Source organism: Bradyrhizobium sp. Ken64, from assembly GCF_055807555.1.
Map to the genome: position 1 here is coordinate 430512 of NZ_JBVVPA010000004.1, position 25385 is coordinate 455896.

Consider the following 25385-nt stretch of genomic DNA (forward strand, 5'->3'; position numbering starts at 1 on the left):
GCGTTTTCCGAACGGAACAAGGGGGTTCGGTGCGTCGCGATAGATGCCACGAAAGCAAGGAAAATCAAAGGGTTTCCGGCTTGGCCTGTGGGCCGTTGGCCTAGACCTCCAACACAATTTTGCCAATATGTGCCGAGGTCTCCATCCGCCGGTGCGCGTCGGATGCCTTTTCCAGCGGGAAAGTGCTGTCCATCAGCGGCTTGACCCGGCCTTCGCGCAAAAGCGGCATCACTTTCGCCTCGATCGCGGCCACCATCGCCGCCTTGTCCGCATTACTACGGGGGCGCAGCGTCGAGCCGGTATGGGTGAGGCGCTTCACCATCACCTTGGCGATGTTGACGGTGACCTTGGGCCCGTTGAGGGTCGCGATCTGCACGATGCGGCCGTCGAGCGCGGCGGCGTCATAGTTGCGATCGACATAGTCGCCGGCGACCATGTCGAGGATCAGATTGGCGCCGGCATTGTTCGTCTCCGCCTTGACCACGGCGACGAAGTCTTCCGTCTTGTAGTTGATGGCACGATCGGCGCCGAGCTTGAGGCAGGCATCGATCTTGTCCTGCGATCCCACGGTGACGATCACCTTGGCGCCGAACGCTTTTGCGAGCTGGATGGCCATGGTGCCGATGCCGGAGGAGCCGCCATGGATCAGCAGCGTCTCGCCGGCCTTCAGGCCGCCGCGCTCGAACACGTTGTGCCAGACCGTCATCAGCGTTTCCGGCAGCGCACCGGCTTCCTTGATCGAGAGCGACGGCGGCACGCTCATCGCCTGACCATCCTGGGCGATACAGTACTGCGCATAGCCGCCGCCGGCGACCAGCGACATCACCTTGTCGCCGATCTTGTGCCGCTTGGCGTTGCTGCCGACAGCCACCACTTCGCCGGCGATCTCGAGGCCGGGCAGGTCGCTGGCGCCTGGCGGCGGCGGATACGCGCCGGAGCGCTGCGCGACGTCGGGCCGGTTGACGCCGGCGGCCTGCACCTTGACCAGGATCTCGTCGGGGCCGGGCTGCGGCAGCGCCCGCTGTTCCGGCACCAGCACTTCCGGTCCGCCGGGTTTCGAGATGGCGACCACGGTCATTTGCGCGGGCAGCTTGTCCATGATGTGTCCTTGAGCAAAGGTGCGGGATGGAACGAGGCCATTGCTTAGCCAGCGCGGTGCAGGCTTGCAACCGCCTCAGCCGCTTGTGATGCGAACGCAGGAGGAACAAGGATGGCGATGGAAGACGACGACCGTCCGCGCAGGAAGATCAGCCATGACATCGGACAGGATCTCTCACTCTTGTCAGTGGAGGAACTGACCGAGCGTATCGCGCTGCTCAAGGGCGAGATCGCAAGATTGGAAGAAGCCGCAACAAAGAAGCGCGCCTCGCGCGATGCGGCCAACAGCGTTTTCAAGAAGTAGGCATCGACGCTCCACTCTCGTGTCCCGGACGCGGTGCGTCACGCAGTGACGCTCCGCAGAGCCGGGACCCATGCGTCTCCAAACACGTCAGCTAAAGGCCCTGGGCCCCGGCTCAGCAGTGCAGCACCATAGCGTGTCGAAGACGCGCGTGAACGCGCTTCTGGTGCCGCACTGCGTCCGGGGCACGAGAAGCCCACTCGGCCACTGACCGACATGGCTAACGAACCCTCAAAATAATCGCTCGTTTACTCCACATTAAGCTTTCGAGTTTATGACTGGGAACTGTCCTTGTTTGGACACCGAGTGGCTCCTGTCCACTCTGTTTGACGCCTCCCTGTTATCAACTTTCAAAGCCGCCGGTTTTCCGGCGGCTCTTTTTTTGCGCCTGGCTCCGCCTTTTTACGTCTCGTCCCGGTTGAATTCCGAGCAAAGACCCGCGGAAACCATATCCGCGCTTGTCACTGGACTCGGCGCTCCCCGCGCGCAATGATTTGTTCATCATAAGCCGGCGCCAAGCCGGGCAGTCAGACAGTTGCGTAAGGGGCGTTAACCATGGAACGTTTGCAAGCCGAAGGCGCTCTCGTTCAACTCAGCGAGCGGTTCACCAATTCTGCGGCGTTCGGCGTCCTGTTCCGTGAGGGCATGGACCTGGTCGAGGAGACCGCGGCCTATCTCGATGGCGCCGGCCGTACCGAGGCCAAGGCGCTCGATCGCGCCGTCAGCCTCACTTATGCGACCGAGAGCATGCGCCTGACCACCCGCCTGATGCAGCTGGCTTCGTGGCTGCTGCTGCACCGCGCAGTGAAGGAAGGCGAGATGACGCTGGGCCAGGCCAACCGCGAAAAAACCAAGGTCAAGCTTTCCGCCGCGGATCCCGGCTCCACCGACAGCATCGAGAAGCTGCCGTCGCAGCTCCAGGATCTGATCCATCGCTCGATGAGCCTCCAGACCCGCGTGCGTCGCCTGGACACCACCATCCACACCCCGCCGGTCGATCATTCCTCGATCGGCAACCCCCTGGTGCCGCATCTCAACGCGCTGAAGGCCGCGTTCGAGCGGTAGGGCCTCCGTCATTCCGGGGCGCGCGAAGCGCGAACCCGGAATCTCGAGATTCCGGGTTCGGCTCTCCGAGCCGCCCCGGAATGACAGTGATAGAAAACAAAAAACGCCCCCGGCTCTCCGGGGGCGTTTTCGTCTCCAGCCGCGAGGGGCCGGATCAATCCTTTTTGAGAAAGCCCGAAAACTTCTTCTGGAAGCGCGAGACGCGGCCGCCGCGATCCATCAGCTGCGCGTTGCCGCCGGTCCAGGCCGGGTGCGACTTGGGGTCGATGTCAAGGTTCAGCGTGTCGCCTTCCTTGCCCCAGGTGGAGCGGGTCAGGTACTCGGTTCCGTCGGTCATCACGACCTTAATCGTATGATAGTTCGGGTGAATTTCGGCTTTCATGGCAATTCCTCGGCGCCCCGGCGCCTCACTTGAGTGGCTATCGAATGACGGATTTGGCGCGGTCTATACCCCACGAGGCCCTTTAAAACAAGCTGTTGCAAGGTTGGGGCAAGGCCTTTTGAGGCCTTGGGGGACCGGGCGGCCCCCTAAGGGACATCCCGGATTTGCCACTCCCGCTCGCTCGGCCTATCTGGAGCAGACTACCTCTCTTTGTCTTTTGGTCGGATCTCATGAGCGCAGTAGAACGGCTTGAAACCGGGCCCGCGGAAGCCCCGTCGATCGAGGCCGACCTGATCGAGGCGCCGGCGAAAAGCCGCGCGAAGCTGCGGCCGCTGCTGGCGCTCGCGCCCTATGTGGCGCGCTATCGCGGGCGGGCGGCGCTGGCCTTCGTGGCGCTGACGATCGCGGCGCTGACCACCCTGCTGGTGCCGGTCGCGGTGCGCAGGATGATCGATTTCGGCCTGACGCCTGAAGGCATCGAGCTGATCAACAGCTACTTCTCGGTGATGATCGCGGTGGTCGCCGTGCTCGCGCTGGCGAGTGCTGCGCGCTACTACCTCGTGATGACGATCGGCGAGCGCATCGTCGCCGATCTCAGGCGCGACGTCTTCGCCCATCTGCTCTCGCTCTCGCCGGCCTTCTTCGATTCCGCGCGCAGCGGCGAGCTGGTGTCGCGCCTCACCGCCGACACCACCCAGATCAAATCCTCCGTCGGCGCCTCGGTCTCGATCGCGCTACGCAACCTGATGATGTTCTTCGGTGCCGCGGCGATGATGGTGATCACCAGCCCGCGGCTGTCAGGCTTCGTGCTGCTGGCCATTCCCCTGATCGTGCTGCCGCTGGTCGCCTTCGGGCGCTGGGTGCGGCGGCTGTCGCGCAATGCGCAGGACACGCTGGCCGAGGCCTCCGCCTATGCCGGCGAGCTGGTCGGAGCGATCCGCACCGTGCAGGCCTATACCAGCGAGAGCCTCGCCGAGAGGCGCTTCGGCGGCGAGGTCGAGCAGGCCTATGAAGCCGCGCGCACGTCCACGCAGGCGCGCGCCGTGCTCACCGCCATCATCATCTTCATCGTGTTCGCAAGCGTGGTCGCGATCCTCTGGATCGGTTCGCACGACGTGCTGACCGGCACCATCACGCCGGGCCGACTCGGCCAGTTCGTGCTCTATGCGGCCTTTGCCGCGGCCGGCCTCGGCCAGCTCAGCGAGGTCTGGGGCGAGATCTCGGCGGCATCCGGCGCTGCCGAGCGCCTGTTCGAGATCCTGCATGTGCAGCCCGACATCACCGCGCCCACCTCGCCGCGCGCGCTGCCGGTGCCGGCGCGTGGCGAAGTCGGCTTCGACCACGTCAGCTTCGCCTATCCGGCGCGGCGCGACGTCAATGTGCTCGATGCCGTCTCGTTCACCGTGCGCCCCGGCGAGAAGGTCGCGATCGTTGGCCCGTCCGGCGCCGGCAAGAGCACGATCTTTCATCTGCTGTTGCGCTTCTACGATCCGCGCGGCGGCGCGATCTCGCTCGACGGCGTGCCGGTCAAATCCGCCGATCCCCGTGATTTCCGCTCGCGCATTGCGCTGGTGCCGCAGGAATCCAATGTGTTCGCGGCGAGCGCCCGCGACAACATCCGCTTCGGCCGGCCCGATGCCACCGACGGCGAGGTCGAGCGCGCCGCCGAGCTCGCGCACGCCGCCGAGTTCATCCGCCGCCTGCCTGAAGGTTTCGACACTCCGCTCGGCGAGCGCGGCGTGACGCTATCCGGCGGCCAGCGCCAGCGCATCGCGATTGCGCGTGCGATCCTGCGCGATGCACCGTTGCTGCTGCTCGATGAAGCCACCTCCGCGCTCGATGCCGAAAGCGAGACGCTAGTGCAGACCGCGCTGGAAGAGCTGATGCGCCACCGCACCACGCTCGTCATCGCGCACCGCCTCGCCACCGTGCTGTCGTGCGACCGCATCCTGGTGATGGACCAGGGCCGGATCGTCGAGCAGGGCACGCATGCGGAGCTGGTCGCCGCGAACGGGCTCTATGCCAGGCTGGCGAGGTTGCAGTTCGAGGGGGCGTGAGGCGGAGTAGCCCGGACTGCTACCCCACTCACAGTGTCATCGCCCGCGAAGGCGGGCGATCCAGTACTCCGAGACAGCAGTGAGCAATCGAGAAGCCGCGGCGTACTGGATTCCCCGCCTCCGCGGGGAATGACAGCGGAGATTTTGGTAGGCGCGTCGCGCCACATCGTCTTCCTTTGGAGCGAGCGGATGAGTGGATGAACCTTGCAGTTCCCCCGGATGTGGCGCCTAATGAGGTATCGCCGGCCAAAGGCTCGTCCGTAGGCGTCGGTGCCTGAGAGATGATTTGTGCTCCCGCCTCAACGGGAGTGCGCCTCATGGCCCAGCGATTCAGCAAGGAAACCAACGAACTTTTGGAGCGGGCGCAGCGAGCGATCGAGGAGTCGATCCGGCTTTGCGAAGACAGCCACCGCGCGATCCGCCAAGCCGAAAGCTGGCATTTCGATCTTGAGCTCCGCTTGAGCCGAGAGTGCCTCGCGGCGAGTTACGCGACAGCGCCGCTCATCGACACTTCGGCGAGAGCGCCGGCACATTCGGCCATGGCCAGTTCTTCCAGCTCCCGTCCTCACCGACGCAGGCCGATGGCCCAAGGCCATTCGTCGGAGCACTCGTCGTCTTGACCGGCGTGGCGAGGCGCTGGTCGACATAGCTGGTCGAGACATATCCGGCGACGATGACGCCGAGCAGGACCGAAGACCCCTTGGCCAGATCGCTCAGTTTCATGGGGCATCTCCATCCGCTTGCCGGCTCAACTTCCGGGCACAACGACTAGCCGACGTCCCGGGATCCCGACGTGACGGGCGTCACGCCCGCCAGAATCAAGGTCGCCAGAATTTAAGGCTGCCATTCCATCTTCAGCACGGGCCGGCCCGAGGTCGGATTCACCTCGTCGCCGGCATGGGCAAAGCCGTTGCGCTCGTAGAAGCGGATGGCGCGGCTGTTGTCCTTGTTGACGAGCAGCGTCACCCCCGTCGGTGACAGGCGCTTGGCCTCGTCCACCAGCAGCCGCGCCGCATCGGAGCCCCAATGCGCGGGATCGACCACGAGCTGGTCGAGATAGCCGTCGCCGTCGATGGTGACGAAGCCGGTCAGCGCGCCGTCCTGCTCCGCGACCACGATGGAAGCCTTCGGCACCAGATCCTTGCGCCAGCGCTCGCGCCACCAGTCCAGGCGGGCCGCGAAGTCGATCTGCGGATAGGCCTGCTGCCAGGTGCGATGCCACAGATCGATCGCGGCGGCCTCGTCCTCGGGGCGGTAAGGGCGAAGGTGAAGCGCGGTCATTTTACCATGGCCGTCATGCCCGGGCATAGCCGTCCGAAGGACGGCGTCGCTTCCGCTCGCCTATGCCCGGGCATCCACGTCTTTGTTCCGGCGCGGACCGAAGAACGTGGATGGCCGGGACGAGCCCGGCCATGACGCTGGGATGAGCGTTGAGCTAATCCCACCTATCGCTCCGTCAGCTTCAGCTCGATACGGCGGTTGCGCTTATAGGCTTCCTCGGTGTTGGCGGTGTCGAGCGGCTGGAATTCGCCGAAGCCGGCGGCGACCAGGCGCTGGGCGGGCACGCCGAGCGAGATCAGGTACTGCACCACCGAGATCGAGCGGGCGGCCGAGAGGTCCCAGTTCGACTTGAAGTTCGGCCCGTTGACCGGGCGCACGTCGGTGTGGCCGTCGACGCGCAGCACCCAGGGGATCTCGTTCGGGATCTTCTTGTCGAGGTCGATCAGCGCGGTCGCGAGCGTGTCGAGCTCGGCGCGGCCTTCGGGCAGCAGCACCGCCTGTCCGGTGTCGAAGAACACTTCGGACTGGAACACGAAGCGGTCGCCGACGATGCGGATGTCGGGGCGGTTGCCGAGGATAGCACGCAGGCGGCCGAAGAATTCCGAGCGGTAGCGCGACAATTCCTGCACGCGCTGCGCCAGGGCGACATTCAGGCGAGAGCCCAGATCGGCAATTCGATTCTGCGATTCCTTGTCGCGCTTCTCGGAGACGTCGAGCGCTTCCTCCAGCGCCGCCAATTGCCGCCGCAGCGCGCTGATCTGCTGGTTCAGCACCTCGATCTGCGCCAGCGCGCGGGCCGAAACCGCCTTCTCGGAGTCCAGCGCCTTGCCGAGCTCGGAGGATTTGCCCTGCGCGTCGTTGCCAGCGGCGGCGAGCCCCTCATAGAGGCCCTTGATGCGGTCGCGCTCGCTCTCGGCCGAAGCGAGGCCGGCTTTCAGCGACGAGACCTGGTCGTCGAGCGTGAGCTTGCCGAGCTTCTCCAGCGACAGCAGCTCGTTGAGCTGCGCGATCTTGGCGTTGAGCAGCTCCAGGGCCTTGTCCTTGCCGGTGACCTCCTGTGACAGGAAGAACTGCACGACCAGGAACACCGACAGCAGGAACACGATCGACAGCACCAGCGTCGACAGCGCGTCGACGAAGCCGGGCCAGTAGTTGAAGGAGGTATCGCCGCGGCGGCCGCGCGCCAGTGCCATGTCGCTAACCCTTCTCGGGCTGACGCGCGATGCGCTCCAGCAGGCGCCGGATCTCGCGGTTCTGCTCGCCCTGGCCGTCGGCCCATTCGCGGATCATCTGCTGCTCGGTCCGCATGTGCGAGACCAGCGCCTGGATGGCTTCGGCAAGGCTCGCCATCGCCGCGGTGGTGCCGCGGCTGCCGCTGCCTTCCTCGAGCACCGAGCGCAAGCGCTCGACGACGGCCTGAAGCTCGCCGCTGGCAATGCCGCCGCCACCGCTGGCGGCGACAGCCACCTCGCCGTTGCCATATTCGCGCACGGTGGTGGCAAGCCAGTCTTCGAGATCGGTGTAGAAACGGTTCTGCGCCTGGCTCGATTGCAGGTCGAGGAAGCCCAGGATCAGCGAGCCGGCGAGGCCGAACAGCGAGCTCGAGAACGAAATGCCCATGCCGCCGAGCGGGGCGGCCAGCCCCTCCTTCAGCGTGTCGAACAGGGCGCCGGAATCGCCCCCGACCTTGAGCCCGTCGATCACCTTGCCGACCGAGCCGACCGTCTCGATCAGGCCCCAGAAGGTGCCGAGCAGGCCGAGGAACACCAGAAGCCCGGTCATGTAGCGGGAGATGTCGCGGGCCTCGTCGAGGCGGGTCGCGATCGAATCGAGCAGGTGCCGCATGGTGGTCTGGGTGATCGACATCCGCCCGGTGCGCTCGCCGCCGAGGATCATCGCCATCGGGGCCAGCAGCTTGGGGTGACGGGCGGGCGCAAGGCCGGGATCGGCAATGCGGAAATTGTTGACCCAGGAGACCTCGGGGTAGAGCCGGATCACCTGGCGGATGGCCAGGATGATGCCGATGAACAGCACGCCGCCGATCAGGGCATTGAGCCCGGGATTGGCGAAGAAGGCCTGGATGATCTGCTTGTAGAGCACCACCCCCACCAGGGCGCAGAGCACCAGAAAGACCAGCATCCGCACCAGAAAGACGCTGGGCGAGGATAGCTTGGTGTATTCGATGTCGAGGGAAGTGCGGGGCGAGGCGCCTGGCGGCATGGCCGGTATCATCCGTTAACTTGCTTGCGGGGCGCACTATGGCACAGCGCCAGCCCAAAAAAAGCGCCGGATGCGCCGATTTCGGGGAGAGCTGGGGAACCCAGAGTTGAAACGGGGCTTTGGTACGGACGTACTTTCCAAATCGTCGGCATTCCACAGCTTTTCCCCCTGCCGCCCAAAGACGGAGTCGTCGCATGAGCGTCGTGTCCGCGATCATCGGGACTGCCGAACGGGTGCCGCTGCCTGATATCGTGATCCGCGCGGCGATCCAGCGCCTGTGCTCGCGCACGGTGACCCGGCTGTCCGCGCTGGGCGGGGCCGACGATGCCGCCTTCGCCGGGCGGATGATGCTGCGGCCGATCGCCGAGGACCCGGATGTCGGCCATGACGAGGTGCCGGCTTCGTTCTTTGCGAAGGTGCTCGGTCCCAACCGCAAATACTCGTCCTGCTTCTACAAGACCGACGCGACCACCTTGCAAGAGGCCGAGGAGGAGGCGTTGCGCCAGACCGCCGAGCATGCCGCTCTCGCCGATGGTCAGATCATCCTCGAGCTCGGTTGCGGCTGGGGCTCGCTGTCGCTGTGGATGGCGCGGCAGTTTCCGCACGCCAAGGTGACGGCGGTGTCGAGCTCGCAGGCGCAGCGCGCCCATATCGAGGAAGAGGCGCGGCTGCGCGGTCTTCTTAATCTGCGGGTGGTCTGCGCGGACATCAACGTGTTCGCGCCGGACGGGCAATTCGACCGCATCGTCTCGGTCGAGATGTTCGAGCACGTCATGAACTGGCGCAAGCTGATGACGCGCCTGCGATCATGGCTCGCGCCGGAGGGGCGGTTCTTCATGCACATCGTCGCCCATCGCTCCGGCTCTCACCTGTTCAACGGGGCCGATCGCGACGACTGGATCGCACAGCACGTCTTCGCCGGCGGGCTGATGCCGAGCCATCATCTCATCAGGCAATTCGACGATATCTTCGCGGTCGAGAAGGAATGGTGCTGGAGCGGCACGCATTATCAGCGCACCGCCAACGACTGGCTCGGGAATTTCGACACGCATCGCTGTTTCATCGAAGCGGCCTTGCGCAACGTCCATGGCGAGGAGACCGGCCTGCGGATGCGACGCTGGCGCTGGTTCTTGCTCGCGACGGCAGGCCTGTTCGGCTACGCCGATGGAACCGAGTGGGGCGTCAGCCACTATCGGATGAAGGCGGCGGGGTAATTGCGCTGTTCCGTCGCAGCACGCCGCGAGGGAACTCGATTCACGATCCGGTGACTTTCCGAAACACTCGTTTTTTGAACGGGATAGCTCGTGTGACAATGAGCCGCCCAAGCTCTCATTGCGTCGCAGCAAACACCGATTATTTTCCTTTTCAAATCAGACTGTCCGGAACTTCTTCGGAAGACCAGCGATAGAACGGGGCAACTACCCTTATGTCAGCACTTCACGCGCGATCCGCCTGCATGGCCATAATGCTCGCGGTCGCGGCACCGCTTCTTGCGGGCTGCGATGAATCAAACTCTGCGATCGTCCAGGCGCAACCGACCGAACCCGACGTGAGCATCGTGACCGTAAGGCCGCAGCCGCGCGCGGTCGTGCGGGAACTCCCTGGCCGAATCGCGCCGACACGAGTCTCCGATGTTCGGCCCCGGGTTTCGGGCATCGTTGTTGAGCGCCTGTTCCACCAAGGCAGCGAAGTGAAAGCCGGCGATCCGCTCTACCGCATCGATCCGCGCCCGTTCGAGGTCGAGGTATCGGCCAACGAAGCCGCGCTCGCCAAAGCGGAGGCTGGGCTGATGCAGTCCCAGCAACAGGCGCGCCGCATCGCCACGCTCACAGCCCAGCGCGCCGCGCCCGAAGCGGAGAACGAGAAGGCGATCGCGGCCGAGCGCCAGGCTCATGCCGAGGTCGAGGGCCGCAAGGCCGACCTTGCGCGGGCAAAGCTCAATCTCGATTATGCCACGGTGCGTGCGCCGATCGACGGCGTCGTCGGCGCCGCGCTGGTCAGCGAGGGGGCGCTCGTGGTCCAGAACGAAACCAACCTGGCCACCATTCAGCAGCTCGATCTGATCTACGCCGACTTCACCCAGTCGGTGAACGAGCTCCATCAGCTCCGCCGCGCCTTCGAGAGCGGCGATCTCGAACGTATTGCGCCCGGTGCGGTCAAGGTGCGTCTCGTGCTCGACGACAACACGATCTATCCGCTGAACGGCACGCTCCTGTTCTCCGATGCCAAGGTCGACGCCAACACCGGTCAGGTGACCTTGCGCGGTGAATTTCCCAATTCGAAGCGTGAATTGCTGCCCGGCATGTACGTTCGCGTACGAATCGAGCAGGGCATCGACAGCGACGCGATCGCGGTGCCGCAGCAGGCGATCCAGCGCAACGGCGGCGGCGGCAGCGAAGTCTTCGTCGTCAAGGACGATCACCGCGTCGCGGTGCAACAGGTGCGCATCGGTTCGGCGCAAGACGGCTTCTGGTTCGTCACCGAGGGCCTGAAGGCCGGTGACAGGGTCGTGGTGGAAGGCTTCCAGAAGTTCGCAGCTGGCGACAAGGTCAAGCCGCAATCCTGGGCCGAGGCCGAAGCCATCGTGGAAAGTCAACGCGCACAGATGATGCAGTAAAGCATCATGGCGAGCTTCTTCATCGACAGGCCGATCTTCGCCTGGGTCGTCGCGCTGTTCATCTGTCTGGTCGGCGCAATTTCGATTCCGCTGTTGCCGATCGCGCAGTATCCGATCATCGCGCCGCCCTCGATCTCGATCTCGACCAGCTATCCCGGCGCCTCGCCCGAGAACCTCTACAACAGCGTCACGCGGCTGATCGAGGAGGAGCTCAACGGCGCCTCCGGCATCCTCAATTTCGAATCGACCAGCGACTCGCTCGGCCAGGTCGAGATCATCGCCAATTTCCAGCCGGGCACAAACACCAACGACGCCTCGGTGGAGGTGCAGAATCGCATCAAGCGGGTCGAGGCGCGCCTGCCGCGCTCGGTGATGCAACAGGGCATCCTGGTCGAGGAAGCCTCCAGTGCGGTGCTCCAGATCATCACGCTGAGCTCGACCGACGGCAGCCTGGACGAGGTCGGGCTCGGCGACTTCATGATCCGCAACGTGCTCGGTGAGATTCGCCGCATCCCCGGCGTCGGCCGCGCCACGCTCTATTCGACCGAACGTTCGCTTCGCGTCTGGGTCGATCCGGCCAAGCTGGTCGGTTATGGGCTGACCGCCGACGACGTCAACAAGGCCATCGCCGCGCAGAACGCGCAGGTTGCTTCGGGCAGCATCGGCGCCGAGCCGTCGACCTCGACCCAGCGCACCTCCGCGCTGGTGCTGGTCAAGGGTCAGCTCTCGTCCCCGGATGAATTCGGCACCATCATCCTGCGCGCCAATGCCGACGGCTCGACCGTGCGCCTGCGCGACGTCGCGCGCATCGAGGTCGGCGGCCTCAGCTACCAGTTCAACACCCGTCTCGATGGCAAGCCGACCGCCGGTCTGTCCGTGTTGATGTCGCCGACCGGCAACGCGCTGGCGACCGCGAGCGCCGTCGAAGAGAAGATGAAGGAGCTGTCGCGCTTCTTTCCGGCCAACATTTCGTACGAGATCCCCTACAACATCACGCCCGTGGTCGAGGCCTCGATCAAGAAGGTGCTGTCGACGCTGGTCGAAGCCGTGGTGCTGGTGTTCGTGGTGATGTTCCTGTTCCTGCAGAACATCCGCTACACCATCATTCCGACCATCGTGGTGCCGGTGGCGCTGCTGGGCGCCTGTACCATTCTGCTGCTCGCCGGCTACTCCATCAACATGCTCTCGATGTTCGGCATGGTGCTCGCCGTCGGCATCCTCGTCGACGATGCCATCGTCGTGGTCGAGAACGTCGAACGCATCATGAGCGAGGAGGGGCTGCCGCCGAAGGAGGCGACGCGCAAGGCGATGTCGCAGATATCGGGCGCCATCATTGGCATCACGCTGGTTCTGATGGCGGTGTTCGTGCCGATGGCGTTCTTCCCGGGCTCGGTCGGCATCATCTACCGCCAGTTCTCCGTGACCATGGTCGCCGCGATCGGCTTCTCCGCCTTCCTCGCGCTGTCGCTGACGCCGGCGCTGTGTGCGACGCTGCTCAAGCCCGTCGCTGCCGGCCACGGTCACGCCAGGAGGGGCGTGTTCGGCTGGTTCAACCGCATGCTCGACCGCAGCAAGGAGGGCTATTCCAGCACCGTCGGCTTCTCGCTGAAGCGCACCGGACGCTTGATGCTGGTCTATGTCGCGCTGCTCGCCGGCCTGTCCTGGGCCTTCGTCAACCTGCCCGGCGGATTCCTGCCCGTCGACGACCAGGGCTTCGTCACCACCGACGTGCAGACGCCGTCGGATTCGTCCTATGGCCGGACCGAGGCGGTGATCGAGAAAGTGGAAAAATACCTGGCGCAGCGCCCGGGCGTCGACAACGTCACCTTCCTCACCGGCTTCAGCTTCTCCGGCCAGGGCATGAACACCGCGCAGGCCTTCATCACCCTGAAGGACTGGTCGGAGCGCGGGCCGAAGGACTCGGCTGCGGCGATCGTCAATGACATCAACCGCGATCTGTCGTCGTCGATCCGCGACGCAAAAATCTCCGCGCTGCAGCCGCCGCCGATCGACAATCTCGGCAACTCCTCGGGCTTCTCGTTCCGCCTGCAGGACCGCGGCCAGAAGGGTTATCCGGCCTTGATGCGCGCGGCCGACCAGCTGATCGCGGAGGCCAATGCCAGCGCCGTGCTGCAGAAGGTCTATGTCGAAGGCCTGCCCGAGGCCGGCGTGGTCAATCTCGTGATCGACCGCGAAAAGGCCGGCGCCTTTGGCGTCACTTTCGAGGATATCAACAACACGATCTCGACCAATCTCGGCTCGAACTACATCAACGACTTCCCGAACCGCGGCCGCATGCAGCGCGTCGTGGTGCAGGCCGATGCCCGCGACCGCATGCGGACCGAGGACATCCTCAACTACAACGTCAAGAACAGCCGCGGCCAGCTGGTGCCGTTCTCGTCCTTTGCCACCGTGGAATGGGCGCGCGGACCGACGCAGATCGCCGGCTTCAACTATTATCCGGCGGTGCGCATCTCGGGCGAGGCGAAACCCGGCTTCACCTCGGGCGATGCCATCGCCGAGATGGAACGGCTCGCCGGCAAGCTGCCGCGCGGCTTCGGCTATGAATGGACCGGGCAGTCGCTTCAGGAAAAGCTGTCGGGCTCGCAGGCGCCGTTCCTGCTCGGGCTCTCGGTGTTCGTGGTGTTCCTGTGTCTCGCGGCGCTGTACGAGAGCTGGACCATCCCGCTCGCGGTGCTGCTCACCGTGCCGCTCGGCATCGTCGGCGCGGTGGTCGCAGCGATGCTGCGCGGCCTGCCCAACGACGTCTATTTCACCGTCGGCCTGATCACCATCATCGGGTTGGCGGCCAAGGACGCGATCCTCATCATCGAGTTCGCCAAGGATCTGCGGAAAGAAGGCAAGCCGCTGGTGGACGCCACCATCGAGGCCTGCCGCCTGCGCTTCCGCCCGATCCTGATGACCGGCCTCGCCTTCATCTGCGGCGTGCTGCCGATGGCCATTGCGCACGGCGCCGGCGGCGCCAGCCAGCAGGCGCTCGGCAGCATCGTGATGGGCGGCATGATCGCGGTAGTGATTTTGGCGCTGCTGATGGTGCCGGTGTTCTTCGTCTCGGTGCAGCGCGTGCTGGGCGGCGATCGGGAGAAGGTGGCGGAGGGGACCGAGACGTACGGGCCGCCGGCGCCGGCAAGGGCCGGTCACTGAACCTATGGTTTGCAGATGGGGCAGCATCGATAGTGGGCTCCCTCTCCCGCTTGCGGGAGAGGGTTGGGGAGAGGGTGTCTCCACGTCGGGATTGCCGAGAATTGCGGAGGATGCCCCCGTGTGGTGAGAGCCCTCACCCGCCGCGCGGTCCTCGTGTCATCCATATGCGACTGCTGTGAACACCGGATCGGTCGGCTTGATTTCTCGGAGGCCTCAATCCAGACTGCATCCCTGGATTGAAACAACGTGTTGGCACCGCCCCGCGAATGCACAGGCGCCTGCCGATTGAGAGCATGTCATGCGTCCGACCGACATTGCGATCTCGAACTATCGCTCCATTCGGCGGCTCTCCATACCCATCCATCCCTTGTCCGTGTTTGTCGGCGAGAATGGAGTCGGCAAATCCAATCTGTACAAGTCCCTGTCGCTGCTGCGCGACGCGGCGACCGGTCAGATCACCCGCACGATCGCCGATGAAGGCGGGTTGAATTCGGTCTGCTGGTCCGGCCTACGCAAACGAGGCGAAGACGGTCGGCTGCGGCTGTCGGCCACATTCGACAGCATGAGCTATTCCATCGAGCTCGGATTTCCGAGCCCGCTTCAGGCCGCGTCTTCCGGCGAGCCGATGATCAAGGCCGAAATGATCGAGGCGACTCACGGCAAACGAACCGTCAAGCTGATGGAGCGCATCAATTCGCTCATCAGCGTCCGCGGCGAGAGCGGCGCCTGGAGCAGCCACAAGGATGCGGTGCTGCCGTCAGAGACCGCGCTTGCGGCTTTTTCCGACGGCAAGCAATGCCCGGAGATCGACCTGATCAGAAATGCGATGCTGGGCTGGCGATTCTATCACGACTTCCGCACGGATCCGGCGTCACCCATACGAAAGCCTTGTCTCGCGATCGCAACGCCCTCGCTCAGCGCCGATGGCATCGATCTGGCTGCCACCCTGGCGACTCTCTATGTCATTCGGGAAGATGCCAACGATCTGCAGGACGCAATCCAGGATGCCTTCCCGGGCGCCGAACTCCGCGCATGGGAACAAAACGGCAGGTGTGAATTCGATCTGCAATTGCCGGATATGCCGCGGCCTTTCAGGGCTCATGAACTATCCGACGGGACGCTGAAATACATCTGCCTGCTCGCGGTGTTCATGGGTTACCGGCTGCCGCCCTTCATTGCGCTGAACGAACCCGAGACCAGCCTGCATGCGTCGCTGCTGGCGCCACTGGCCCGGCTCATCGCCAAGGCGTCACGCCGCGCCGACATCTGGATCGTCACCCATTCGGAACAGCTGATGGACGCACTGCGAAGCGAGAGTTCGGTCCCGCTTCGCCGGGTGATCAAGTCGAAAGGCGCCACGGCCATCGAGGGCCTGACCATCGGCGGTGAATATCGCGACGAGGAAGAGGATGACGAGGACGAGGACGAGGACGACGATTCTTGAACGTCGCCGTCGAACTGCTGCGGCCTACTTCCGCAAAATCTTCACCAATTCCCCGTGCACGAATTCATTCCCGCACACGACATTGCCCGTCACCAGCGCATCGCCGGGCGTGTCGATGTCGGTGATCGTGCCGCCCGCCTCGCGCAGCATGATGATGCCCGCCGCGATGTCCCAGGATTGCAGATTGCGTTCCCAATAGCCGTCGAGGCGGCCGGCGGCGACGAAGGCGAGGTCGAGCGAGGCGGCGCCGAAGCGGCGCAGGCCGGCGACGCGCTCCTGCATCGCGGTCATCTCGCGGCGGAATTCCTCGTGGTCGCCGCGGCCGATATGGGGAAGGCCGCAGGCCACCACGCATTCGTTGAGCTGGCGGCGGCCGGCCACGCGCAGGCGTTGGTCGTTGAGGAAGGCGCCCTTGCCACGCTCGGCGATGTAGAGCTCGTCATTGGCGGGATTGTAGATCACGCCGGCGATGATCGTGCCTTCGCGCGAAAGCCCGATCGAGATCGCGAATTGCGGGATGCCGTGCAGGAAGTTGGTGGTGCCGTCGAGCGGATCGACGATCCAGGTGTGGCTCTTGTCGGAGCCCTCGCGCGTGCCGCCTTCCTCGCCGATGAAGCCGTAGCCGGGCCGGGCCTTGGCGAGGTCCTGGTAGAGGATTTCCTCGGCGCGCTTGTCGGCCAGCGAGACGAAATTCGCCGGCCCCTTCAGCGAGACCTGCAGATGCTCGATCTCGCCGAGATCGCGCTTGAGGCTGCGGCCGGCGCGGCGCGCGGCCTTGACCATGACGTTGATAGTTGCGGAATACAGCATGAGCTTCCGGTCTTGATCGGGGGAAATGGCGCGAAATCGCGCGTGTTTGAGGGATGGGGTGCCCTGCGAGGGGCCTAAGGTCAAGTCATTTGGTCCCGAGCCATTTCCTGGCGGCGGCCTCGGCCTTGGCCCGGTCCTCGGCCGGCAGATCGGACAATTGCTTGTCCAGCTCCGGATCGCCCTTGCCCGCGGTCTTGGCCACCAGGTGCCATTTGAAGCCCTCGACCTTGTCCACGGCCGTGCCCATGCCGTTGATCAGCACCCAGGCCAGCCGGTTCTGCGCGATCGCGCTGCCCTGTCGGGACGCCTTGCGGAGCAGGGCTACGGCCGCCGGCTGGTTCTTCGGCGTGCCGGTGCCGTTGAACAGCGCGATGGCGTATTCGACCTCGGCATCGACATTGTCGGTCAGCGTGGCGACCTGGAGCAAACGCACCGCCCGTTCCAGGTCTTTCGGCACGCCGGTGCCTTCCTTGTAGAAGGTCGCGAGCGCGTATTGCGCCTCCGGCAGGCCGGCATCAGCCGCCTGGCGCAGCAGCTCGGCGGAGCGCTTGACGTCCTGCGGCAGGGTCTGGCCGTCGAGATAGAGCAGCGCGAGATTATAGGCCGCCTTGGGCTCGCCGAGCTTGGCGGCGGACGCCATCAGCTTGACCGCCTCGTTCTTGTCGACCGGACCGCCGCGGCCGGTCATCCTGAGCATGGCGAGCGCGAACATCGCCTCGCGGTCGCCGGCATCAGATGCGCGCTTGTACCATTGCAGCGCCTTGGCGTAGTCGCGCCGGATGCCCATGGCGTTGGAGTAGAGCTCACCCAGCATGGTCATCGCTTTGGCATCGCCGGCCTCGGCACGGGCGGTGGCGAGTTCGAAGGCGGTCTTGTACTGGCCGCGCTGATAGGCGCCGTACACCAGATCGACGTTGGGATTGTCGGTCGGAGGCGCCGGAATCACCGTCGCCGCTGGTGCAGGCTTTGGGGACGCTGAAGGTTTGGGGGAGGCTGACGGTTTGGGTGCCGGCGCCGCTTCCTTCTTCTTGGTGATGGTGTGCTGCGTGGCCTTCGGCTTGTCCCTGGTTTTCTCGGCCGAAGGGTTCGGCGTTGCCACGGGCGGCGTGATCTGGAGCTGCGCGGCCGCGGGCACTGTGAGCAGCAGCGTGGCCAGGATGGTGATGCGCGGGAGCTTCATGTCGGGCACTAGCCGTGCTCTTGACCCGCAGGATTTTGGCCCGCAAGCGCAGTCGCATGGGCCTTCTTGATCGCAGCGTCGATCTCGACCAGCGCGGCCTTGGGTCCGCGCGGATCGGCCCAGATGAAGTCGTCCACCAGCACGAAATCGGCGCCGCTGGCGGCGAATTCGTGGGCCTCTTCCAGCGACATGGCAAAGCCGACGCAGGGCGGCTCGAACAGCTCGGCCCACCAGTCCAGCCGCTCGGCGATCGCTTGCGACGACGGCCGCTGGCCCTTTGCGTCGGGCTCGCCGAACAGCAAATAATCCGCGCCGATCTCGCCCGCATCCATCGAATGGTGCCGCGTCGTCAGCCCGCCGACTCCGGCGATGCGATCGGGCTTGAGCGATGGCAGCGCCTCTTTCAGCGCGGCGATGCCGGGCAGGTGCGCGCCGTCGGCGCCGCCGCGCGCGACGAGCTCAGGATGGCCGTCGACGAGCAGCGCGGCGCCCGCTTTCTGAACCGGCGGCGCGAGCGCCTTGATCCGCGAGATCATGGTGCGCTGATCGGTTTCCTTCAGCCGCAACAGCACGGCCGCCACATCGGCGGCGGCGAGCAGGCCGGGCAGCTCGGCCAGAAGCGAAGCGGGATCGTCGACGACGGGCGTCGCGAGATAAAGGCGCGGCGCCGGGCGCGGCGGAGGAGATTTGTTCGACAAGATCTAGGCCGCTTTCTGTTCCAGGCTGCTTTGCCATTCGCCTTTGGAGGCGAGGCCATTCATGCGCGCGCGGTGACTGAATGCGCTTTGTCCGGCCGCGACGTTCTCGGCCTTGCCCGACCAGGCCTTCTGCGGCGCGGCCTGGAGTGCGCGACCGTAGGAGAAGGTCAGGCCCCAGGGCAGCGGGCCGAGCTTGTGCATGGCGTTGAGATGCGCCGTTGCCTCTTCATCCGACTGGCCGCCGGAGAGGAAGGCGATGCCGGGCACCGCCGCGGGCACGCACGCCCTGAGCAGCCGTATCGTCTTCTCCGCGACCTCCTCGACGGAAGCCTGTTTCGCAGACTTCTTGCCGGGGACTACCATGTTCGGCTTCAGCACCATGCCCTCGAGCGCAACGCGCTGCACGCGCAATTCCTGAAACGTCTTGTTGAGCACACGGCTCGTCACCTCATAGCAGCGATCGATGTCGTGGTCGCCGTCCATCAGCACTTCGGGCTCGACGATCGGCACGATCTGCGCGGCCTGGCACAGCGCTGCGTAGCGCGCCAGCGCGTGGGCGTTGACGCTGATCGCGGTCATCGAGGGAATGCCGCTGCCGATGTCGATCACCGCGCGCCATTTGGCGAAGCGTGCGCCGCGCTCGTAATATTTCTTCAGCCGTTCGGCGAGCTTGTCGAGCCCGACGGTGACGAGCTCTCCCGGGCACATCGGCAGGGGTTGCGTGCCCTCGTCGACCTTGATGCCGGGAATGGCGCCGCTGGTCTCGATCAGCTTGACCAGGGGCGTGCCGTCCTTTGCGTTCTGCCAGATCGTCTCGTCGTAGAGGATGACGCCGGAGATATAGCGGCTCATGGCTTCGTTCGAGCGGAACAGCATCTCGCGATAGTCGCGGCGGTTCTCCTCGGTCGATTCCACGCCGATCGCGTCGAAACGCTTCTTGATGGTGCCGGAGGATTCATCGGCGGCAAGGATGCCCTTGCCGGGCGCGACCATGGCAGTCGCGATCCTGTTGAGCTCAGTCAGATTCATCGAGATGTCCTCCCAAAACGATTCTGCCCTTGCCGGTGAAAATAGACCGTTCTCGGGCAAATGCCGAGTTAACGTTCGTCGCAGGGTAAGGGGGGAGGGGGCCTGTTACCTCTCCCCGCTTGCGGGGAGAGGTCGGATTTTACGCGCCGCGTAAAATCCGGGTGAGGGGGTACAGGTCTATTGATAGGGCACAACTCGCGGAGCGAGCCCCTCACCCCAACCCTCTCCCCGTAAGAACGGGGAGAGGGAGGGATAAATCACGCCACCTTCGGGGCGAGCTCGCCCTTGGCGTAGCGCTTGGCCATCTCGGCCGTCGTCAGCACCTTCTTGATCTTGGAGGCTTGCCCTGCGGTATTGAATTCCTGGAGCCGCTGCTTGCACAGCTTGGTCATCGCTTCCATCGCGGGCTTCAGGTATTTGCGCGGATCGAACTCTTCCGGATTGTCCTTGAGCACTTTCCGGATCTGGCCGGTCATCGCCATGCGGTTGTCGGTGTCGATGTTGATCTTGCGCACGCCGTTCTTGATGCCGCGCTGGATCTCGGCAACAGGCACGCCCCAGGTCGGCTTCATCTTGCCGCCATAGGCGTTGATGATGTCCTGGAGGTCCTGCGGCACCGACGAGGAGCCGTGCATGACGAGATGCATGTTCGGCAGCTTGCGGTGGATCTCCTCGATCACGTTCATGGCGAGGATGTCACCGTCGGGCTTGCGGGTGAATTTGTAAGCACCGTGAGACGTCCCCATCGCGATCGCGAGCGCGTCGACCTGGGTCTCCTGCACGAACTTCACGGCTTCATCCGGATTGGTCAGGAGCTGGTCGTGGCTGAGCTTGCCCTCGGCGCCGTGGCCGTCTTCCTTGTCGCCCATGCCGGTCTCGAGCGAGCCGAGCACGCCGAGCTCGCCCTCGACCGAGATGCCGCCGAGATGGGCCATGTCGGTCACGGTCTTGGTCACGCCGACATTGTAGCCCCAGTCGCCGGGGGTCTTGCCGTCGGCCTTGAGCGAGCCGTCCATCATCACCGAGGTGAAGCCGGCCTGGATCGCGGTCATGCAGGTTGCCGGCTCGTTGCCGTGGTCGAGATGCACGCAGACCGGAATGTGCGGATAAATCTCGGTCACCGCGTCCATCATGTGCTTGAGCATGACGTCGTTGGCGTAGGAGCGCGCACCGCGCGAGGCCTGGATGATGACGGGCGCGTCGACCTGGTTGGCCGCGTCCATGATCGCCAGTGCCTGCTCCATGTTGTTGATGTTGAAGGCCGGGACGCCGTAATCGTTCTCCGCCGCATGGTCGAGCAATTGACGCAACGTGATCCGAGCCATCTGTGTTTTTCTCCCGTTTGGGCCTGCTAGGCCACTGCTTGAAGGCGGCTGACGACTTGCCGACCGATTACTTGGTGCGCAGAACTTCGACGCCGGGCAGGGGCTTGCCTTCCATCCATTCAAGAAATGCGCCACCGGCGGTCGAGACATAGGTGAACTGACCGGCCACATGCGCCTGGTTGAGGGCCGCGACGGTGTCGCCGCCGCCCGCGATCGAGATCAGCTTCTTGGCCTTGGTGCGCTCGGCGGCATGCTTGGCGGCGGACATCGTGCCGCGGTCGAACGGCTGCATTTCGAACGCACCGAGCGGTCCGTTCCAGACCAGCGTCGCCGCATCGTCGATCGCGGCGTGCACACGTGCGATCGATTGCGGACCGACGTCGAGGATCATGCCGTCGGCCGGGATCGCGTCAAGGCCATAGGCGTGCGACGGCGCGTTGGCCGCGAAATGATAGGCGACGGTGGCGTCGACCGGCAGGATTATGGCGCAGTTGGCGGCTTCCGCCTTTTCCATGATGCGCAGCGCGGTCGCGGCGAGATCCTTCTCGGCCAGCGACTTGCCGATGCCGACGCCCTGGGCGTGCAGGAAGGTGTTGGCCATGCCGCCGCCGATCACCAGCGCGTCGACCTTGGTCACGAGGTTTTCGAGCAGGTCGATCTTGGTCGAGACCTTGGCGCCGCCGATGATCGCGATGACGGGCTTGGTCGGTGAGCCCAGCGCCTTCTCCAGCGCAACCAGCTCGGCCTGCATCGTGCGGCCGGCATAGGCGGGCAGCTTGTGGCCGAGGCCTTCGGTCGAGGCGTGGGCGCGGTGCGCGGCCGAGAACGCGTCATTGACCCAGATGTCGCCGAGTTTTGCGAGTTCCGCGACAAAGGCGGGATCGTTCTTCTCTTCCTCTTTGTGGAAGCGGGTATTTTCCAGACAGAGAATGTCGCCATCCTTCAAGCCGGCAACGGCCGTGGCCGCGGGCTCGCCGATGCAGTCGTCGGCAAACGCAACCGGCTTCTTCACGACCTTGGCGAGCGCCTCGGCCACGGGCTTGAGCGAGTCCTTGGCATCGCGCCCTTTCGGCCGGCCGAAATGCGCGAGCAGGATGACCTTGCCGCCCTTGTCCGAGATTTCGGTGATGGTCGGCGCGACGCGCTCGAGCCGGGTGGCGTCGCTGACGCGCCCGTTCTCCATGGGCACGTTGAGATCAACGCGTAGCAGCACGCGTTTGCCCTTCACATCGACGTCGTCGAGGGTGCGGAATTTGTCGGTCATCTCTGGCTCTCTCGTCCCGGGCGCGGCGCAGCGCGAAGCGGTGCGCTGCAGAACCGGGACCCACATGCAGCGAGTCCCGCGGCTGAATGGGTCCCGGCTCTGCGGAGCAGCGCTTCGGCGCTGCACCGCGTCCGGGACACGAGACCTTGCTTAGATCACCTTCGCCATCGCGACGGCGGTATCCGCCATGCGATTCGAGAAACCCCACTCGTTGTCGTACCAGGACATCACGCGCACCAGCGTGCCGTTCTGCACCTTGGTCTGGTCCATGTGGAACGTCGAGGAGTGCGGGTCGTGGTTGAAGTCGATCGAGACGTTCGGCGCGGTGGTGTAGCCGAGGATGCCCTTGAGCTGCTGCTCGGAGGCACGCTTCATCGCCTCGTTGATTTCCTTCGGATCGGTGGCGCGCTTCGCCACGATCTTGAGGTCGACGACCGAGACGTTCGGGGTCGGCACGCGGATCGCGACGCCGTCGAGCTTGCCCTTGAGTTCCGGCAGCACGAGGCCGATCGCCTTGGCGGCGCCGGTCGAGGTCGGGATCATCGACATCGCAGCCGCGCGGCCGCGATAGAGATCCTTGTGCATGGTGTCGAGCGTCGGCTGGTCGCCGGTGTAGGCGTGGATCGTGGTCATGAAGCCGGTCTCGATGCCGACGAGGTCGTTCAGCACCTTGGCGATCGGCGCAAGACAGTTGGTGGTGCAGGAGCCGTTGGAGACGACCAGATGTTCCCGGGTCAGCGTGTCGTGGTTGACGCCGAAGACGATGGTGGCGTCGGCGCCGTCGGCGGGCGCGGAGACCAGCACGCGCTTGGCGCCGGCGGTCAGATGCGCGGAGGCCTTGTCCTTCGAGGTGAAGATGCCGGTGCATTCCATCGCGATGTCGATGCCGAGATCCTTCCAGGGCAGCTTCGAGGGATCGCGCTCGGCGGTCACCTTGATCTTCGCACCGCCGAGGCTGATCGTGTCGCCATCGACGGTCACGGTGCCGGGGAAGCGGCCATGGACGCTGTCGAAGCGAAGCAGATGCGCATTGGTTTCGACCGGGCCGAGGTCGTTGATGCCGACGACCTCGATGTCCTTGCGGCCGGACTCGGCAATGGCCCGCAGGATGTTGCGGCCGATGCGGCCAAAACCGTTGATTCCGACGCGGACTGCCATGTTTCGTCTCCTTCAATGACCGTTGTCATCCCGCACAACGCGCTAGCGCGCCTGCGAGGGTTTTTTTAGGGCGGACGCCCGGTTCGGCCGGGCGGGGCTTGATCATATGGGAGTTAGGTAGTCCTTTTTTTCGGCAATCTCAACTCTCAGGAAACGCGTTTCAGAACGGCGTTAACCGCGGCCTCGGCGGTAATGCCAAAGTGCTGGAATACCTTGTTGAGAGGGGCGCTGGCGCCGAAGGAGTGCATGCCGATAAATTCGCCATCCTGGCCGATCACGGCGTCCCAACCCCAGCGCACGGCGGCCTCGATCGCGACCTTGATGGGGGCGTTGCCGATGATCTCGTCGCGGCGTTCCTTTGGTTGCGCTAGCAGGAGCTCGAGCGAGGGAACCGAAACCACCCGGGTCGGAATGCCGCGCTCGGCGAGCTGCTTCTGGGCGGCCACGGCCATCTCCACTTCGGAGCCCGAGGCGAACAGCGTCGCCTTGGCTTCGCCCTGGGCGGCCACCAGCTCGTAGGCGCCAAACCGGCAGGGACTCTCGTTCGGTGCGGCGGTGCGCAGCTGCGGCAGGTTCTGCCGGGTCAGCGCCAGCACTGTCGGGCCGTCGATGCGGTTGAGCGCGAGCTCCCAGCACTCGGCAACCTCGATGGAATCGCACGGGCGGAACACGCGCATGTTGGGAATGGCGCGAAGCGCCGAGAGATGTTCGACCGGCTGGTGGGTCGGGCCGTCTTCGCCGAGGCCGATGGAATCGTGGGTCATGACATAAACGACCCCGGTCCCCATCAACGCGGCGAGCCGCATCGCCGGCCGTGCATAATCCGTGAACACCAGGAAGGTCGCGCCGTTCGGCGCAAAACCACCGTGCAGGAAGATGCCGTTCATCGCCGCGCACATGCCGTGCTCGCGGATGCCGTAATGGATGAAGCGGCCCTTCGGCGTCTTGGCCGAGAACGCGGTTGCCGACTTCGCCTTGTTGTTGTTGGAGCCGGTGAGGTCGGCCGAGCCCGCCAGAAATTCCATCGGCATCGCGCCGGCAATCACTTCGATCACGGCTTCGGAGGATTTGCGGGTCGCCGCATTCATCGGCTTTTCCAGCAGCTCCTTCTTGTAGCCTTTGAACGCCTTTGCCAGCGCTGCCGGGCGCTCGTGGCGCAGGCGACGCTCGAACTCGGCGCGCTTGCGGCTGCCGAGTTCACCGAGCCTTGCTTCCCATTCCTGTCGTGCCGCCGCGCCACGGCTGCCGGCTGCGCGCCAGGCCTTGAGCACGTCGTCGGGCACCGAGAACGGCTGCAGCGAAATGCCGAGATTTTCCTTGGCGGCCTTGAGCTCGTCGGCGCCGAGCGCTTCGCCGTGGACCTTGTTGGTGCCGGCCTTGTGCGGGGCGCCGAAGCCGATGGTGGTGCGGCAAGCAATCAGCGTGGGCTTGTTTGATTTCTGCGCGCGCGTGATCGCGGCTGCTATCGCGGCCTGGTCGTGGCCGTCGATCTTTTCGGCCGCCCAACCCGCCGACTTGAAGCGCTTCACCTGGTCCACGGAATCGGAGATCGAGGTCGGACCATCGATCGAGATGCCGTTGTCGTCATACAGCACGATCAGCTTGTTGAGCTTCCAGTGCCCGGCCATCGCGATCGCTTCCTGCGATACGCCTTCCATCAAATCGCCGTCGGAAGCGATCACATAGGTGTGGTGATCGACGATCTTCTTGCCGAACTCGGCGGCGAGCATTTTCTCGGCGAGCGCCATGCCGACGGCGGTGGAAATGCCTTGGCCGAGCGGACCGGTGGTGGTCTCGATGCCCTTGGTGTGGCCATGCTCGGGATGTCCTGGTGTCAGCGACCCCAACTGACGAAAGTCCTTGAGCTGGTCGATCGTCATCTCGGGGCTGCCGATCAGATACAGCAGCGAATAGATCAGCATTGAGCCGTGCCCGGCCGAGAGCACGAAGCGGTCGCGGTCCGGCCAGTCCAGCGCGGCGACGTCGAATTTCAGGAATTGCGTGAACAGCACGGTCGCCATGTCGGCGGCGCCCATCGGCAGGCCCGGATGACCCGATTTCGCCTTCTCGACGCCGTCCATGGCAAGGCCGCGGATCGCATTGGCCATACGGTTGTGATCGACCTGCGTCATGTCTGAAAATCCGTCTGAAATGAGGCGCTTGTGGCTGGATTTGGCCGCGCCGGAAGGAGCCTTTCGGCCGCTGGGGTCGCGGCTGGGATAGCATCTCGGTTCCGGCAGGCCAAGGCAATCAAACGCCGGTTTGGCGGCAAAAGTTGCTTAACGGTGCAT

The 25385-nt window shown here is 64.8% G+C and carries 21 protein-coding genes; 7 read left to right on the forward strand and 14 right to left on the reverse strand.

Features of this window, described 5'->3' with window-relative positions; all coding sequences use genetic code 11:
• Window positions 1–100: 100 nt before the first annotated feature.
• Window positions 101–1099: an NAD(P)H-quinone oxidoreductase gene (locus AC0L2F_RS10165; RefSeq protein ID WP_007605500.1), complete on the reverse strand. Its 999-nt coding sequence runs from the start codon at window positions 1097–1099 to the stop codon at window positions 101–103.
• Window positions 1100–1210: 111 nt separating this feature from the next.
• On the opposite strand from AC0L2F_RS10165, the gene AC0L2F_RS10170 reads away from it, so the two are divergent.
• Both AC0L2F_RS10170 and rcdA read left to right on the forward strand, forming a co-directional pair.
• Window positions 1211–1402: a DUF1192 domain-containing protein gene (locus tag AC0L2F_RS10170; protein ID WP_063994709.1), complete on the forward strand. Its 192-nt coding sequence runs from the start codon at window positions 1211–1213 to the stop codon at window positions 1400–1402.
• A gap of 552 nt (window positions 1403–1954) precedes the next feature.
• Entirely contained in the window at window positions 1955–2464 is a 510-nt protein-coding gene (gene rcdA / locus AC0L2F_RS10175) for a protease adaptor protein RcdA (protein WP_007599893.1), read from the forward strand.
• A gap of 154 nt (window positions 2465–2618) precedes the next feature.
• On the opposite strand, the gene rpmE is transcribed toward rcdA, so the two are convergent.
• Window positions 2619–2846 carry a 50S ribosomal protein L31 gene (gene rpmE / locus AC0L2F_RS10180; RefSeq protein ID WP_007599895.1) on the reverse strand — a complete coding sequence of 76 codons (228 nt, stop codon included), beginning with the start codon at window positions 2844–2846 and terminating at the stop codon, window positions 2619–2621.
• Between the two features lie 230 nt (window positions 2847–3076).
• On the opposite strand from rpmE, the gene AC0L2F_RS10185 reads away from it, so the two are divergent.
• Window positions 3077–4903 carry an ABC transporter ATP-binding protein/permease gene (locus AC0L2F_RS10185; protein ID WP_473248268.1) on the forward strand — a complete coding sequence of 609 codons (1827 nt, stop codon included), beginning with the start codon at window positions 3077–3079 and terminating at the stop codon, window positions 4901–4903.
• A gap of 501 nt (window positions 4904–5404) precedes the next feature.
• Here AC0L2F_RS10185 and AC0L2F_RS10190 read toward each other — a convergent pair.
• The 4 genes from AC0L2F_RS10190 to AC0L2F_RS10205 all read right to left on the reverse strand — a co-directional run bounded on the left by AC0L2F_RS10190 (window position 5405) and on the right by AC0L2F_RS10205 (window position 8404).
• Window positions 5405–5626, reverse strand: coding sequence for a hypothetical protein (locus AC0L2F_RS10190; RefSeq protein WP_473248269.1), 222 nt, complete (start codon window positions 5624–5626; stop codon window positions 5405–5407).
• A 111-nt stretch (window positions 5627–5737) separates the two neighbouring features.
• On the reverse strand, window positions 5738–6184 hold the full coding sequence (locus AC0L2F_RS10195) for a GNAT family N-acetyltransferase (protein ID WP_473248270.1): 447 nt from the start codon (window positions 6182–6184) through the stop codon (window positions 5738–5740).
• Window positions 6185–6348: 164 nt separating this feature from the next.
• The gene (locus tag AC0L2F_RS10200; protein ID WP_007599914.1) at window positions 6349–7377 is read right to left on the reverse strand and encodes a peptidoglycan -binding protein; all 1029 of its coding nucleotides are present in this window, start codon (window positions 7375–7377) and stop codon (window positions 6349–6351) included.
• A 4-nt stretch (window positions 7378–7381) separates the two neighbouring features.
• Window positions 7382–8404 carry a flagellar motor protein MotA gene (locus AC0L2F_RS10205; protein WP_473248271.1) on the reverse strand — a complete coding sequence of 341 codons (1023 nt, stop codon included), beginning with the start codon at window positions 8402–8404 and terminating at the stop codon, window positions 7382–7384.
• Window positions 8405–8598: 194 nt separating this feature from the next.
• Between AC0L2F_RS10205 and AC0L2F_RS10210 the strand changes: the two genes are divergently transcribed.
• From AC0L2F_RS10210 to AC0L2F_RS10225, 4 genes are all read left to right on the forward strand, one after another.
• Window positions 8599–9618 carry an SAM-dependent methyltransferase gene (locus AC0L2F_RS10210; RefSeq protein WP_473248272.1) on the forward strand — a complete coding sequence of 340 codons (1020 nt, stop codon included), beginning with the start codon at window positions 8599–8601 and terminating at the stop codon, window positions 9616–9618.
• 212 nt (window positions 9619–9830) lie between these two features.
• A complete protein-coding gene (locus tag AC0L2F_RS10215) occupies window positions 9831–11021 on the forward strand; it encodes an efflux RND transporter periplasmic adaptor subunit (RefSeq protein WP_473248273.1) in 1191 nt (396 codons plus the stop codon).
• A gap of 6 nt (window positions 11022–11027) precedes the next feature.
• Complete coding sequence (locus AC0L2F_RS10220) at window positions 11028–14186, forward strand: multidrug efflux RND transporter permease subunit (RefSeq protein ID WP_473248274.1); 3159 nt, start codon at window positions 11028–11030, stop codon at window positions 14184–14186.
• A 298-nt stretch (window positions 14187–14484) separates the two neighbouring features.
• On the forward strand, window positions 14485–15630 hold the full coding sequence (locus tag AC0L2F_RS10225; RefSeq protein ID WP_473248275.1) for an AAA family ATPase: 1146 nt from the start codon (window positions 14485–14487) through the stop codon (window positions 15628–15630).
• Window positions 15631–15654: 24 nt separating this feature from the next.
• Here the strand turns inward: AC0L2F_RS10225 and AC0L2F_RS10230 are convergent, their stop codons facing one another.
• From AC0L2F_RS10230 to tkt, 8 genes are all read right to left on the reverse strand, one after another.
• On the reverse strand, window positions 15655–16440 hold the full coding sequence (locus tag AC0L2F_RS10230; RefSeq protein WP_007605524.1) for an inositol monophosphatase family protein: 786 nt from the start codon (window positions 16438–16440) through the stop codon (window positions 15655–15657).
• 85 nt (window positions 16441–16525) lie between these two features.
• A complete protein-coding gene (locus AC0L2F_RS10235; protein WP_473248276.1) occupies window positions 16526–17620 on the reverse strand; it encodes a tetratricopeptide repeat protein in 1095 nt (364 codons plus the stop codon).
• An 8-nt stretch (window positions 17621–17628) separates the two neighbouring features.
• Window positions 17629–18318, reverse strand: coding sequence for a thiamine phosphate synthase (locus tag AC0L2F_RS10240; protein ID WP_063994717.1), 690 nt, complete (start codon window positions 18316–18318; stop codon window positions 17629–17631).
• A gap of 3 nt (window positions 18319–18321) precedes the next feature.
• Entirely contained in the window at window positions 18322–19347 is a 1026-nt protein-coding gene (locus AC0L2F_RS10245; protein WP_473248277.1) for a class I fructose-bisphosphate aldolase, read from the reverse strand.
• Window positions 19348–19604: 257 nt separating this feature from the next.
• Window positions 19605–20672: a class II fructose-bisphosphate aldolase gene (fba, locus tag AC0L2F_RS10250; RefSeq protein ID WP_007599942.1), complete on the reverse strand. Its 1068-nt coding sequence runs from the start codon at window positions 20670–20672 to the stop codon at window positions 19605–19607.
• 67 nt (window positions 20673–20739) lie between these two features.
• Window positions 20740–21936, reverse strand: a complete 1197-nt coding sequence (locus tag AC0L2F_RS10255; RefSeq protein ID WP_035973567.1) for a phosphoglycerate kinase — start codon at window positions 21934–21936, stop codon at window positions 20740–20742.
• A 150-nt stretch (window positions 21937–22086) separates the two neighbouring features.
• Window positions 22087–23094, reverse strand: a complete 1008-nt coding sequence (gene gap, locus AC0L2F_RS10260; protein ID WP_473248278.1) for a type I glyceraldehyde-3-phosphate dehydrogenase — start codon at window positions 23092–23094, stop codon at window positions 22087–22089.
• Window positions 23095–23240: 146 nt separating this feature from the next.
• Window positions 23241–25226 (reverse strand): transketolase, encoded by a 1986-nt coding sequence (tkt, locus tag AC0L2F_RS10265; protein ID WP_473248279.1) that lies wholly within the window; start codon window positions 25224–25226, stop codon window positions 23241–23243.
• Window positions 25227–25385 lie beyond the last annotated feature (159 nt).